Below are 13,038 nucleotides of genomic sequence, written 5' to 3'. Positions count from 1 at the left end.
GCCCCAGTTTTCAAGGAGTTAGAGGTCATGGCGTGGAAGTGTGACATCTGTGGCAAGCGTCCGCTCGTCGGCAACAACGTCAGCCACGCGAACAACAAGACCAAGAAGCGAACCCTCCCGAACCTGCAGAAGGTCCGGGCCAGCGTCGAGGGCCGCAGGGAGCGCGTTCTCGCCTGCACCCGCTGCATCAAAGCGGGCAAGGTGACAAAGGCGGCTTGAAGTAATGCGCTCGGGGGCGGGGTCCTCACGCGCTTCATCAACGAAACTCCCTCCCACCGAGCGGCTTCACCCCCGCGCGGACGACCTTGATCTACGCTCCATCGGATCGGTCGTCCGCCAGTTACATGATGAGGACGTCGTCGCCGTCCGTGCGGTTCGCTCCGCGTTGCCCGCTGTCACCCAGGCAGCGACGGCCGTAGCGAACGCGTTGCGGGCGGGCGGCAGGTTTCTCTACATCGGTGCCGGCACCAGTGGACGCCTGGGCGTGCTCGACGCCAGCGAGTGTCCTCCTACGTTCGGCAGCGCCCCTTCCCAGGTTCAAGCTCGCATCGCCGGTGGACGCCGGGCGCTGACCCGCGCCGTGGAGGGCGCCGAGGACGACGCCGACGCGGGTGCCACCGACGTGCGCGCGTTCGACGCGGGGCCGCGCGACGTCGTGTGCGGCATCTCCGCCAGCGCCTCCACGCCCTACGTCCGGGGCGCGCTGCGCGAGGCGAAGCGACGGGGCGCTCACACGGTGCTGGTGTGCTGCAACCGGCCCGGGACTCGCGCGGACGTGGACACGCTGGTGCTGGCGCGCACGGGGCCGGAGCTGGTGGCGGGCTCCACGCGGCTGAAGGCCGGCACGGCGACGAAGCTGATCCTCAACGCCATCACCACCGCGGCCTTCGTCGCGCTGGGCAAGGTGTACCGGGGCCGCATGGTGGACATGCGCCCCGTCAACGCGAAGCTGCGGGCCCGCGCCGCGCGCATGGTGGCGGAGCTGACGGAGCTGCCCGCCTCGGAGGCCTCTCGCCTCCTGGATGAGGCCGGCGGCGAGGTGAAGGTGGCGGTGGCCATGCACTTCACGGGGCTTTCGGCCCGGGGCGCCCGGAAGCGTCTTCAGGAGAACGGCTTGCGCGCGCTTGGCACCCCGGGACGTAAGGGCGCGCACGCAAGGAGCCCTCGCTCGCCCGGCCGCTGACGGCGGAGCGTGGGGGGCGAGCCTTAGACTTGGAGGCATGCGCCTCCAACCTCCTCTCTCCGACTCCCAGCGCCCACGACTGTGCGTCGGGCTGTTGTCCGGCACCAGCGCGGACGCGGTGGAGGCCGCCCTGGGCGAAGTGACGGGCACCGGCGGTGGCGCCCGGCTGCGCCTCCTGTCCCATGTCTCCACGCCCTTCCCACCGGAGCTGGTGGCGCGGATGCTGGGGCCCCAGGACGCCCGCTCGCTGAGCCAGCTCGACTTCGAACTGGCGGAGCACTTCGCCCGCGCCGCGCTCCAGGCGATTGAGCGGGCGGGACTCACGCCCGCGGACGTGAGCGCCATCGGCTCGCATGGGCAGACGATGGCGCACCTGCCTCCCGGCACCACGGACTTCCCCTCCACCCTCCAGATTGGAGAGCCCTCCGTCATCGCCGAGCGCACGGGCCTGCCTGTCGTCAGCGACTTCCGCACCCGGGACATGGCCGCCGGAGGCCACGGCGCGCCGCTGGTGCCCTACTTCGACTGGGTGGCCTTCCGGAGCGCCGACGCGCCTCGCGCCCTGCAGAACATCGGCGGCATCGCCAACGTGTCGGTCGTCAGCGCTCGCCTCGATGACACCCTCGCCTTCGACACCGGGCCCGGCAACATGGTGATGGATGGGCTGGCGCGTCGCGTCACCCAGGGCCGCCTCGCGTGTGACTGGGATGGGAGCTTGTCGCGACAGGGCCAGGTGATTCCGGAGCTGCTGACGGAGCTGCTCGCTGACACGTTCCTCGCGCAGCCTCCGCCGAAGAGCACCGGGCGCGAGCGCTATGGCGACGTCCTGGTGGACCGGCTGTGGGCCGGCTACGCGGCGCGCCCCCACGACTTGATGGCCACCGCGCTGGAGTTCACCGTGGAGAGCACCGCGCGAGCGTACGAGACGTGGGTCCTCCCACGCACTCCAGGTCTGGAGGCGATGTACGCCTCGGGGGGCGGCACCCGGAATCCCCGGCTGATGGAGCGACTGGAGACCAGGCTGGCCCCCCTTCCCGTCCGCCGGCTTGATACCCTGGGTTTCCCGGAAGGGGCGAAGGAAGCGGCCCTGTTCGCGTTGCTGGCGGCCGAATACCTCGTGGGAACCCCAGCGAATGTCCCTTCCGCAACTGGCGCGAAGCGTCGAGTCGTTCTAGGAAAGCTGACACCGTGAGCAGCGTGAACCTGATGGCCCGCGAGGTGGCCGCCAAAATCGTCTTTTACGGACCTGGCTTGTCCGGCAAGACGACCTCGCTGCGGAAAATCTACGAAACCGTCCGGCCCGCGCACCGGGGCGAGATGATGTCCATCGCCACCGAAGGCGACCGGACGCTCTTCTTCGACTTCCTCCCCGTGAAGGTGGAGCGCGTCGGCGACTGCTCGGTGCGGCTGGCGCTGTACACCGTGCCGGGCCAGGTCTTCTACAACGCGACGCGGAAGCTGGTGCTCCAGGGCGCCGACGGCGTCGTCTTCGTGGCGGACTCGCAGCCGGACGCCATGGACGCCAACCGCGAGTCGCTGGCGAACCTGGAGGAGAACCTCTACGAGCACGGCATCCGGCTGGACCGCTTCCCGCTGGTGATGCAGTGGAACAAGCGCGACTTGGAGAACGTGCTGTCCGTGGAGCAGCTCCGCCAGGAGCTCAACCCGCGCCTCGTTCCGGACTTCGAGACGGCCGCCACCAATGGACGCGGGGTGCTCGACACGCTCAAGGCCATCACCCGGCTGGTCATCAAGGACCTGCGCGCCAAGCGCATCGTCCCGCCGCCGCGTCCGGTGGCCCCCGTCGGTGGCACGCAGCCCGCGGGCCTGGAGGCGCAGCTCGCCCAGCACCTCCAGCACCGTCAGCCGCCTGCGCAGCACGCGGCCGCGCCCTCGGGCCATGGCCCCGCGGTGGCGATGATGCCGACGCCGGTGCCTCATCGTCCTTCGGGCTCGTTCCCCGCGATTGCGCCGCCGCCTCGGGTGGAGCCCGTGGTGGCCGCCCCGCCTCCGCCCATCGCCCCTGTGTCGCAGGCCGCGTCCACCAAGCTGCTGGGCGCGGTGAGCGCGCTGGCGCCGGGAGACCTGTTCGACCACGCGCGCGCGGCCGAGGCCGCGTTCATGGCGGGCAACTACTCCACCTGCGTCACCGCCTGCACGGACGCCATCCGGCGCTCGCTGGCCTTCGCGGGCGAGGGCACGCTGGCGCAGCAGGCGTTCCTGCTCCGCGTGGACGGGGCCGACCTCTTGCGCATCCAGGGCCTGGCCACCCAGCAGCACCTGCGCGTGGACGACGCGGCCTTCGCCCTCTACGTGCTGATGCAGACCTTCGTCCGCCTCAACGCGGTGGGCCTGCCCGCTTCGGAGTAGCACTGACGGCGACGCGCCCCGGAACTTCGCATGGGGCGCGAACCGGCTCGGACGCCGCCTTCAGCGCGGCGCGGTGAGCTGCAACAACCCCATGCGGTGCAGCTTCGCGAGCGTCTTGAGCGTCTCCAGCTCGCGCGCGGGGCTCGCCAGGACGATGGTGGACACGTCCCACGTGCCGCTCACGAGGCCGGCGATCTGGCGCTCCTCCGGCTTGAGCAGCGACATGCCCTGCGGGTCGTGAATCACGAGGGGAATCAGCAAGGGCGGCATGTCCGAGTAGAGCGCCGCCACGTGCTCACGCTGCACCAGCCGCGCGAACTCGCGCACGCGCCGGTCCGCGGGGTCGCTCGCCAGCAGGGACGCGCAGACGATGCCCGCCGCGTCGAACTGGCCCTCGCGCATCAGCACCGCGCCCTTCTCCAGCATCTCCGCCACCGGGTCCGCCTCCACCTGCGGCGCGCCCTCCACCTCCACCAGCTTTGCCCGGAGCAGCTCGTACACCCGCCGCGTCACCGACGAGCGGGACACGCCCATGGACAGCCGCAGACGCCCCAGGTTCTGCGGCGTCGCGCACAGCCCCAGGATGATTCGATGCATCAGCGGCTGGCTCGGGCTGGGCGGCGACAACGCGCGGACGCTGAGCGCGTCGATGGGCAGCGCCTTCTCCACGTCCGGCTGCTCATCCACCCAGCGCAGCGACTCGAACAGCAGCTCGCGGATGCTCATGTCGGACGGCACCCAGTCCTCGCCCGAGCGGTCCGCGTCCTCCGTCCAGTGGAACGTCCCGCGCTCGGCAATCGTCAGGTCCGTCATCGCCGCGAACAGCTCCTCGCGGCCCAAATCTCGAATCCACCGCGACTGGAGCCCGTGCACGTCGAACGCGGCGTCGACATCCGGCGTGCGAGACAGCTCGTCGAAGGCGGCGAGCACCTTGGCGCCCGAGGCGAGCTTCGCCAGCGCCAGGAGCCGGGCCACCCTCCCGCGCAGGCCCTCGGAGGCGGTGGCCCCGACCTGGCCGGAGAGGAGGAAGAGCTTCCGCTCCCCGGCCTCCCAGGAGAGCTGGAGCGTCCCCGTCTTGCGGGAGCTGTCCAGCCATTGAAGAAACTCGGGAAGCGGATAGCTGAAGAGGTCGCCGTGGAGGGCCATGCGTTCTGTTTCGAGGATACAGTCGCGAGCCGTGCGCGTCGCGCTCCTGTTCATCGATGGTGTGGGGATTGGCCGGAAGGACCCGGCCATCAACCCGCTCGCCCACCGTGAACACCTGCTTTCCTTCTTCCAGGACGCCCCGGGCCCCACCCTGCCGGACGGAGGACGCTGCACCCCCGTGGACACGACGTTCGGCGTGTCCGGAAGGCCCCAGTCCGCCTCGAACCAGACGGCCATCCTCACCGGAGACCCGGCCCCCGCCCTCATCGGCCAGCACGTGCTGGGCTACCCCAACGCCCCCCTGCGCGAGCTGCTCGCGAACCGCTCCATCGTCAAGCGCCTGCTCGCGGCCGGCCGCACCGCCACCTTCGCCAACGCCTACCCCGCGCCCTACCTGGATGCGCTCGGCGTCCCCCGGCGCCCCACCACCCTGCCCCCGGAGTTCGTCCCCACGCCCGAGGCCCGGCGCCGCATGAAGCCCTCCGCGTCCAAGCTGGCCTTCGCCGCCGGCCCCGTGCCCCTGCGCACGCTGGAGGACGCCCGGGCCGAAGACGGCCTCACGCCCGACATCACCGGCGCCAACGCGCGCGCCTACGGCCTGCCCGCCCCCGAGCGCACGCCCGAGGAAGCCGCCGATATCTTCTGGCGCGTGGCCTCCGGCGCGGACTTCACCTTCTTCGAGCACTACCTGGCAGACGAGGCCGGACACGCGCAGGACTTCGTCGCGGCCCACGCCGCGCTGGACACCTTCGACGCCTTCCTGCGCGCCGTGGTGGCCCACCGCCCCGCAGACGCCCGCGTCCTGGTGTGCAGCGACCACGGCAACGTCGAGGACCTGTCCACGCGAGGACACACCCTGCACCCCGTCCCCGTGCTCTACTTCGGACCGCCCGCGCCGGACGTCGACGGCTTCACCACCGTCGCGGACGTGGGGCGCGCGGTGGTGCGTTGGCTCGGGGTGGAGTGAGGCTCGTGACGAGGGGATGGATGCGAAGACAGGGGAGCCTCGGCCACGCCCTGGTCCTGCTGGTGCTCGGCTTCCTCGCAGGCTGCTCCGCGCCGCGACGGACCACCCTGGACGTCCCCACCGAGGGCATGCGGAAGCCCGGCACGCCCACCGCCAGCGGAGCGCGAATCACCCTGGAGTTCCAGGCCCGGGACTCCGACTCCGCCACCCAGGTTCGTCTCGCCGTCGAGCGCGCCCTGCCGCGCATGGCCCGCTGGGGCACCTTCGACGACTCCGTCTCCATCATCATCCACCCCAACCACGCCGCCCTGGAGCGCGCCGCCAACCGCCCGGACCATGACTTCCTGCGCGCCTGGGCCCGCTACGAACAGATTGAGCTCCAGAGCCCCCGCACGTGGACGCTCCTGGGCGCAAGCCAGGCCCAGGTGGACGAGCTGCTGCTGCACGAACTCACCCACAGCCTGATGTACCAGGTGGCCTCGGACCGACTGGGCTGGACGCGCAAGGGCATCCCCCTCTGGTTCCGCGAGGGCATGGCCTCGTACACCGCCGAGCAGGGCTACCGCGTCTCCTCGCTCGAGGACCTGGCCCGCTACTGGAGCACCCATCCCCGCGCGGATCCGCTGGCGCAGGCCGACTCGCTCTACCGACGCGAGAGCGACATCGTCTACGGCGCCGCCCACCACGCCTTCACCTTCCTGGCCCGGCGCTACGGCGAGCCCGTGGTGCGGGGCATCCTCCACGCCATGAGCCAGGGGCCCGACTTCACCGAGTCCTTCACCCAGGCCGTGGGCCTCTCCCCCGACGTCTTCCTCCAGGACTTCCGCCGCTACATCCAGTGGCGCGGCTTCAAGGGCGGCCGGCAACTTCGCCTCGAGCCCCCTCCTGAGTCCCTGGACACTCCTCCCACCTCACCCTGAGTCATCGCCACCACCTGTCGCCCGGTTGCATTATTCAAAAATGCACACTGGATGCAGGGAACAAACCGGTGGCAGAATTTCGGCCAAGCTGAAATCCACGCCACGGGTTGGGGAAAGCCGTGCGGGGACGGGAGGGGGTATTCGATGGCCGAGCAGCAGCGGAACAGCCCGGGGCTGTCCGCCGAGGCAACGGACTCGCTGACACTGCTGGAGCGACTCCAGCAGTCCGCCGAGGTCCTGGATCAACTCAGCACGACACCTGCTCCGGGGCTCCCCGAGGGCACGGTGGCGCTCTTGCGCCAGGAAGCCTCCGCGCTGCGGGCGATGCGCGGAGAGCTGGGGCTGTTGCTGAAGAGCTGGTCGCTGCTCACGGACACCTCCCAGAAGCTGCTCAACCTTCCCCCGGATGAGCTGGGCTCTGGCGTGCGGGCCGCGCTGGAAGTCCTGGGCCGGCAGATCGACGCACAGCGTGGCTACGTCAACCTGCTCTCCGACGACGGTGAGCACCTGTCGGACTCCTACGAGTGGTGCGCGCAGGGCATGCGGCCCCACGGGCTGGCGAGCCACAGTGGACGCTCCGTGGTCGGCTTCCGCTGGTCGCTGGACGAGCTGCGCGCGGGCCGCATGGTGACGGTGACGGACGCGGCCCAGCTCCCCTTGGAGGCGACCGAGGAGCGCCGCATCTGCACGCTGCTGAGCATTCGTTCGTTCATCAACGCGCCGCTGCTGCTGGCCGGAAGGTTGATCGGCTGGATGGGCTTCGACACCGTGGACCAGCCGCGCGAGTGGAAGCCGGAGGAACGGCATCTGATGCGTTTGACGGGCCACGTGCTGGTCAACGCGGTGGAGCGCAAGCGCCGGGACGCGCAGTTCCTCCAGGAGAAGGAGCGGGAGCAGCGCGCGCAATCCCTGGGCATCCTGGCGGCGGGCCTGGCGCACGAAATCAACAACCCGCTCGCGTACACGACGGGCAACCTCGAGTACCTGCGCGAGCGGCTGCCGGACCCCAGCGAGGCCGCGGACGTGGAGTGTCGTCAGGTCCTCGACGAGGCCCTGGAGGGCACGCTGCGAATCCAGCGCATCGTCGCGGACCTGAAGTCCCTCTCCGCCCCCAGCGCCGAGGCCACCGAGCCGGTGGACCTCAAGGCCGTCACGGAGAGCACGCTGCGGATGGCGGCGAATCAGCTTCGCCACCGGGCACAAGTCGTGCGGGACTACGAGACGGAGGTGCCTCGGGTCCACGGCACGGTGACGAAGCTGGGCCAGGTGCTGCTCAACCTGGTGCTCAACGCGGCCCACGCGATTCCGGAGGGCCACGCGTCCCAGCACCGCATCACCGTCGCCTTGCGCGCCGAGGCCGATGACGTGCTGCTCTCCGTCACCGACACCGGCTGCGGAATCCCTCCAGAGGTCATGCCGCGCATCTTCGACCCGCTCTTCACCACGCGGCGCGCGGGCGAGGGCATGGGCATGGGACTGGCCATCTGCCGCGACATCATCACCGCGCTGGGCGGGCGCATTGGCGTGAGCAGCAAGGTGGGCCGTGGCACCACCGTGGAGGTCATCCTGCCCCGCGCGGCGAACGACACCTTCGTCCCACCGCTGCCTCGCGTGGGTCCCCCTTCCCTGGGCCGCCGCGTGCTGGTGGTGGACGATGAGCCGCGCGTGCTGGACTTGATGCGCAGGCTCCTGCGAGGCCACGAGCTGGTCACCCTCGCCAATGGCCGTGAGGCGCTGGCGCACCTGGACCAGGACAGGGCCTTCGATGTCATCCTCTGTGACTTGATGATGCCGGAGCTGACGGGCATGGACGTGTACCACTCCGTGCGCGACACCTGGCCAGGGCTGCATGACCGCATCGTCTTCATCAGCGGCGGCGCGTTCACGCCGGAGACCAAGCGCTTCCTCCAGGAGGTCCGCAACCCGGTGCTCGCCAAGCCCTTCGAGGCGCAGCACCTGCGCGACATGGTGATGACCGTGGGCTCCGCGCGGCTCGAGTGAAGCTCGCGACTCAGGGAGGCAGCCGCGCCGCGCGGCTTGAGTGAAGGTCGCGACTCAGGGAGGAGACGGCTCGGCGAACAGCTCGACTCGACGGCTGCGCGCGAGGCACCCCGGAGTCCCATCGTCACACGGGGGCTGGTCCGCACCCTGGGTCTCCAGAATCAACCGGGTGCCCTCGACACCGAGCGCCTCGAGCCTCGCCGCCACGGACTGGGCGCGCCCCAGGCCCAGGGAGGCGTTGATGGACTCGGGCCCCAGGACATCCGCGTGGCCGCGCAGCCGGACGCGCAGGCTGGGACGCTCACGGAGACAGGCGGCCGCGAGCATCAGCGCGGTGTCGCCCTCCACGGAGAGCCGGGTGTCGAAGAAGGCGAAGAAGACGGGCTCCAGTTCGCAGGTGCCAGGAGGCTCGGCGGCAGCAGGCACGGAGGCCGTGGCCTCGCGCCGAATCGGGGAGAGGCGATGCGCCTCCGCGAGCACTTCGTCGACGACCCGCGCCGCCACGTCCTCTGGGAGCGGCCTGTTCGCCGCCGTCCCGTACTCGATTCCCACCACCGCTTCCTGGGGCTGGCCCAGCAAAAGGAAGACGGGGCGTTGCTGCCACTGCACGGTGACACCGTCGCGTTCATACGCCGTGGAGGTGATGCGCACGGTATCGCCGGGCCGCGCGTCGAGCGTGACGCGCCCTCGCATCACGAAGCGATAGCCCTCCACGTACGAGAAGACGTCCGAGCGCCCCTCGTACACCGTCGTGACGTCGAGCCAATGCAGGCCGAGCGGCAGCACATGACGAGGAGCACCCTCCTCTCCTGCGTCCGAGGTCGACGGCAGAGGACGGCCATCCAGCGTCGCCTCCACGGAGATGAGCTCCCAGTTGCCTCCAGGGCCGAGCCGGTCGTCGTGCACCCAATCCAGCCATGCCTCACCCGAGGGCACAGGCTCCGCGCTCGCGACACCGGCGACGAGGAGCACGCCGCACACGGACAGCATGCTCCGCGCGATACGGGCGCTGGCGACGCGGAGCACGCCGCACACGGACAGCACGCTCCGCGCGACGCAGGCTCTCGCAATGAGGAGCACGCCACTCAAGGCCAGCACGCTCCGCGCAATGCGGGCGCTGGCGATGAGTAGCACGCAGCACATGGCCAGCACGCTCCGCGCGACGCGGGCGCCGCACTGGAGCACCGCGCCGCTCGACGCCCTGCCACCCGGCGCCGCCGGACGGTCCATGTGCCATGCTCCCCGCATCGTTGAAGGACTACGGCTTCTCGCGAGCCGGAGACGCCTGGAGCGTCGTGGGACTGGGGAGGATGGGCGGACGGTCCTTGCCCTCCACCGCGCGCTGGAGCTCGATTTCCTGGAGCAGCGCCGCGGGCGCCACCGTGGACACGGGTACGTTGCCGCTCTCCGCGCCGCAGAAGCCGTTGAAGATGCCCCGCTTCTCACCCGTGGCCATGATGCGGTTCACCGCCGACAGCGGCGTGCCGACAATCTCCACACCGCGCACCAGCGACTCCTTCCCCGTCTTCACATCCACCCGGTACACCATGCGCGGAACCCCCTTGAAGGCCTGGTAGCCGTAGCTGGACGTGTTCGTGTTGCCACCGGTGATGTCGCGGATGATGAGCCCATAGGGCTTGTCCTGTCGCTTCGCCTCGTCGATGAGCATCTGCTTCAGCTTCGCATCGCTCACCTGCCGCGTGCTCTCCACCATGAGGTTCGCCATGCGCGCCACCGGCTTCAGGGTGCCCTGGCTGCGCCCGTGCCCGTTGGAGTTCAGGAACCCATCCACGGGACGCCGGCCCAGCAGGTAGTTTCGCAGCACGCCCTTCTCCACCAGCGTCACCTTCTGCCCCTTCACGCCCTCTTCGTCATAGAGGTAGTACCCGTTCAGCGGCTCCCCAGCCAGTGCACGTTGGGACGGGTCATCGTGGATGGACAGGAACGCCGGCAGCACCAGCTTCCCAATCTGCCCCTTGAACGTCTTCCCCTCGTTGTCCCCGTCCTGCCTGTCACCCTCCAGCCGGTGCCCCACCGTCTCGTGGAAGAGCACGCCAGACGCCTCCGGCGCGAGGATGGCCGGCCCGGAGTAAGGGTCGATGGCCGGCGCCTGCCGCAGCGCGAGCAGCTCCTCGATGACCTTCTCCGCCGCGGCGCGCACGCGCGCATCGTCCGGCAGCCCCGCCTCCGTGGGCGCGTAGAAGTCCCGCGAGTCATCCAGGAGCTGGCCATCCGGCGCCCGAGTCACCGCCGTGACATGGAGCCCGTACAGCGTCTCCTCCGTCACCAGCTTCGTGCCCTCGGTGGACACGAACAGCCGCGTCACCTTGTCCGCCGTGACGCGGACCTCGGAGTCGAAGATTTCGGGATGCGCGTTGAACCGCGCGGAGACCTCGCGCGACAGCTTCACCCAGCGCTCGCGGTTGAACGGGTTCGCCACCGGCGGCTGGACGTAGCTGCTCGCCTTCTCCTTCGTGAAGGAGGCCGGGCGCTTCGGGTCCTCCACCGAATAGACGTCCTCGCCCTTCTTCTTCAGGAACTGGAAGAGCGCGGACTTGTACTTCTCGTCGGTGATGAGCCACAGCGCGGTGCGCAGCGCCAGCGGCGAGTCATCCAGCGGGCCTTCCTTGCGCGACGTATAGCTGGTGCCCTTGGTGGAGAAGGAGAACTCCAGCCCCTCCTCGACCGAGCTGTCGAAGGCATAGTCGCCCACCCGCACGTCGACGTAGAGCCGACGCTCGCGGTAGCCGTCGTCCATGAAGACGGCGCCATAGCGCGCGGCCACGACCTCCTGCGCGTAGTCCTTGAGCTGGTAGCTCATGAAGTACGGCGGCTCGTGGCTCTGCAGCTTGAGCTGTTGTTGATTGCGCGTCAGCTCGCTCGACATGGCGTCGAGCAGCGTCAGTCGCGAGTCCTGCACGGGCGTCGCCGCCAGCAACACGGCCGAGGCCGCCAGCAGGGGGAGAACAGGTCGGGTGAGGGAATTCACGCCCCCCACTGTACCCAAACCACCCCACAAGACGAGCAGGTCCGCCGACTCCAGGTGCCCCTCCCGACACCTGGAGTCGTGAACCCCTGCCCGGAGGGTCGGCTTCCGGGCCCCTGCTCGTCGCTGACTACGCCTTCGTCACCTTCTCGCGGCCCAGCGTCACGCCCTTGGTCGCGTTGCGCGTGTCAATCACGCACGACGCATTCGCCACCACCGCCGCGTAGTCGATGTTGGTGTGGTCCGTGAGGATGATGACGACGTCGTAGTCGCCCAGCTTCTCCGGCTCCAGCGGGACGGACTTCATCTCCATGTTGAAGCCGTGGCCCTTGTGCAGCTCGGGCACGTACGGGTCGTGGTAGCTGAGCTCCGCGCCCTTCTCCGCCAGCAACGTCATGATGCGAAGAGAAGGACTCTCGCGCATGTCGTCGATGTCCTTCTTGTACGCGGCGCCCAGGCAGAGCACGCGCGCGCCCTTGAGCGTCTTGCGGACGTTGTTGAGCGCTTCCATGGTGCGCTGCACCACGTAGTACGGCATCTGCCAGTTCACCTCGCCGGCCAGCTCGATGAACTTGGTGTGGAACTCGAACTCGCGCGCCTTCCACGTCAGGTAGAACGGGTCGATGGGGATGCAGTGCCCACCGAGGCCCGGGCCCGGGTAGAACGGCTGGAAGCCGAAGGGCTTGGTGCTGGCGGCCTGGATGACCTCCCACACGTCCACGTTCATCCGGTCGCAGAGCATCTTCATCTCATTGACCATGGCGATGTTCACGCAGCGGTAGATGTTCTCCAGCAGCTTGGAGAGCTCCGCCACGCGCGTGGAGGACACCGGCACCACTTCCTGCAGCGCGCTGCCGTACAGCGCGGCCGCCACCTCGGAGCACGCCGGGGTGTAGCCGCCGACAATCTTCGGAATCGTCTTGGTGTTGAAGTTCTTGTTGCCCGGGTCCTCGCGCTCGGGGCTGAAGGCCAGGTGGAAGTCCACGCCCGCCTTGAGGCCGTTCTTCTCGAGCAGCGGCTTGAGCACCTCCTCGGTGGTACCGGGGTAGGTGGTGGACTCCAGGATGAAGAGCTGACCGCGGCGCACGTGCGGCGCGAGCGACTCACCCGTCTGGATGATGTAGCTCATGTCCGGCTCACGCGACGCCGTCAGCGGCGTGGGCACGCAGATGATGACGCAGTCCAGGTCCTTCGCCTTCGCGAAGTCGTTAGACCCCTTCAGCTTGCCGGACTTCGTGAGCTCCGCCAGCGGCGCGCTGGGGATGTGCTTGATGTAGCTCTCGCCCTTCTCAATCTTGTCGAGTTTGCGCTGGTCGACGTCGAGCCCCAGCACCGGGAAGCCCGCCTCCGCGAACGCCATACCCAAAGGAAGACCGACGTACCCCAACCCCACCACACCGACCTTCGCTTCCCGCCGACGAATACGCTCCAACAGCGGGCTGCCGACCATCACCCTCATCGTCCT

At 69.4% G+C, this 13,038-nt stretch carries 11 protein-coding genes; 7 read left to right on the top strand and 4 right to left on the bottom strand.

The window, feature by feature from the left end:
* Positions 1 to 27: 27 nt before the first annotated feature.
* The 4 genes from rpmB to LZ199_RS00210 are packed head-to-tail and all read left to right on the top strand — an operon-like array spanning position 28 to position 3,553.
* Complete coding sequence (gene rpmB, locus LZ199_RS00225) at positions 28 to 219, top strand: 50S ribosomal protein L28 (RefSeq protein ID WP_253991594.1); 192 nt, start codon at positions 28 to 30, stop codon at positions 217 to 219.
* 4 nt (positions 220 to 223) lie between these two features.
* A complete protein-coding gene (locus LZ199_RS00220; protein ID WP_253991593.1) occupies positions 224 to 1,183 on the top strand; it encodes an N-acetylmuramic acid 6-phosphate etherase in 960 nt (319 codons plus the stop codon).
* A gap of 37 nt (positions 1,184 to 1,220) precedes the next feature.
* Positions 1,221 to 2,375 carry an anhydro-N-acetylmuramic acid kinase gene (locus LZ199_RS00215; protein ID WP_253991592.1) on the top strand — a complete coding sequence of 385 codons (1,155 nt, stop codon included), beginning with the start codon at positions 1,221 to 1,223 and terminating at the stop codon, positions 2,373 to 2,375.
* The gene (locus LZ199_RS00210; protein ID WP_253991591.1) at positions 2,372 to 3,553 is read left to right on the top strand and encodes a GTP-binding protein; all 1,182 of its coding nucleotides are present in this window, start codon (positions 2,372 to 2,374) and stop codon (positions 3,551 to 3,553) included. The genes LZ199_RS00215 and LZ199_RS00210 overlap by 4 nt, the downstream gene beginning before the upstream one ends.
* A 60-nt stretch (positions 3,554 to 3,613) precedes the next feature.
* Here the strand turns inward: LZ199_RS00210 and LZ199_RS00205 are convergent, their stop codons facing one another.
* The gene (locus tag LZ199_RS00205; RefSeq protein ID WP_163868437.1) at positions 3,614 to 4,699 is read right to left on the bottom strand and encodes a DUF4388 domain-containing protein; all 1,086 of its coding nucleotides are present in this window, start codon (positions 4,697 to 4,699) and stop codon (positions 3,614 to 3,616) included.
* Between the two features lie 31 nt (positions 4,700 to 4,730).
* On the opposite strand from LZ199_RS00205, the gene LZ199_RS00200 reads away from it, so the two are divergent.
* From LZ199_RS00200 to LZ199_RS00190, 3 genes are all read left to right on the top strand, one after another.
* On the top strand, positions 4,731 to 5,666 hold the full coding sequence (locus LZ199_RS00200) for an alkaline phosphatase family protein (RefSeq protein WP_253991590.1): 936 nt from the start codon (positions 4,731 to 4,733) through the stop codon (positions 5,664 to 5,666).
* Positions 5,667 to 5,686: 20 nt separating this feature from the next.
* Positions 5,687 to 6,586, top strand: a complete 900-nt coding sequence (locus tag LZ199_RS00195) for a hypothetical protein (RefSeq protein WP_253991589.1) — start codon at positions 5,687 to 5,689, stop codon at positions 6,584 to 6,586.
* A 144-nt stretch (positions 6,587 to 6,730) separates the two neighbouring features.
* A complete protein-coding gene (locus LZ199_RS00190) occupies positions 6,731 to 8,587 on the top strand; it encodes a hybrid sensor histidine kinase/response regulator (protein WP_253991588.1) in 1,857 nt (618 codons plus the stop codon).
* 54 nt (positions 8,588 to 8,641) lie between these two features.
* Here LZ199_RS00190 and LZ199_RS00185 read toward each other — a convergent pair whose 3' ends face one another.
* The 3 genes from LZ199_RS00185 to LZ199_RS00175 form a co-directional block, all read right to left on the bottom strand.
* Complete coding sequence (locus LZ199_RS00185; RefSeq protein ID WP_253991587.1) at positions 8,642 to 9,817, bottom strand: OmpA family protein; 1,176 nt, start codon at positions 9,815 to 9,817, stop codon at positions 8,642 to 8,644.
* A 28-nt stretch (positions 9,818 to 9,845) separates the two neighbouring features.
* A complete protein-coding gene (locus tag LZ199_RS00180; RefSeq protein WP_253991586.1) occupies positions 9,846 to 11,576 on the bottom strand; it encodes a TldD/PmbA family protein in 1,731 nt (576 codons plus the stop codon).
* A gap of 127 nt (positions 11,577 to 11,703) precedes the next feature.
* Positions 11,704 to 13,023, bottom strand: a complete 1,320-nt coding sequence (locus tag LZ199_RS00175) for a nucleotide sugar dehydrogenase (protein ID WP_323389091.1) — start codon at positions 13,021 to 13,023, stop codon at positions 11,704 to 11,706.
* Positions 13,024 to 13,038: the final 15 nt, after the last annotated feature.

Origin of the sequence: Myxococcus qinghaiensis, from assembly GCF_024198215.1 — a bacterium.
Classification (GTDB): Bacteria; Myxococcota; Myxococcia; order Myxococcales; family Myxococcaceae; genus Myxococcus; species Myxococcus qinghaiensis.
Note: the sequence above shows the minus strand (reverse complement) of the source record. Positions and strands in the feature narration are given on the sequence as shown.

Excerpts from the sequence above, each read along its gene's own strand:
- rpmB (WP_253991594.1), top strand. The coding sequence starts at position 28 with ATGGCGTGGAAGTGTGACATCTGTGGCAAGCGTCCGCTCGTCGGCAAC.
- LZ199_RS00220 (WP_253991593.1), top strand. The coding sequence starts at position 224 with ATGCGCTCGGGGGCGGGGTCCTCACGCGCTTCATCAACGAAACTCCCT.
- LZ199_RS00215 (WP_253991592.1), top strand. The coding sequence starts at position 1,221 with ATGCGCCTCCAACCTCCTCTCTCCGACTCCCAGCGCCCACGACTGTGC.
- LZ199_RS00205 (WP_163868437.1), bottom strand. The coding sequence starts at position 4,699 with ATGGCCCTCCACGGCGACCTCTTCAGCTATCCGCTTCCCGAGTTTCTT.
- LZ199_RS00195 (WP_253991589.1), top strand. The coding sequence starts at position 5,687 with ATGCGAAGACAGGGGAGCCTCGGCCACGCCCTGGTCCTGCTGGTGCTC.
- LZ199_RS00190 (WP_253991588.1), top strand. The coding sequence starts at position 6,731 with ATGGCCGAGCAGCAGCGGAACAGCCCGGGGCTGTCCGCCGAGGCAACG.
- LZ199_RS00185 (WP_253991587.1), bottom strand. The coding sequence starts at position 9,817 with ATGGACCGTCCGGCGGCGCCGGGTGGCAGGGCGTCGAGCGGCGCGGTG.
- LZ199_RS00175 (WP_323389091.1), bottom strand. The coding sequence starts at position 13,023 with ATGGTCGGCAGCCCGCTGTTGGAGCGTATTCGTCGGCGGGAAGCGAAG.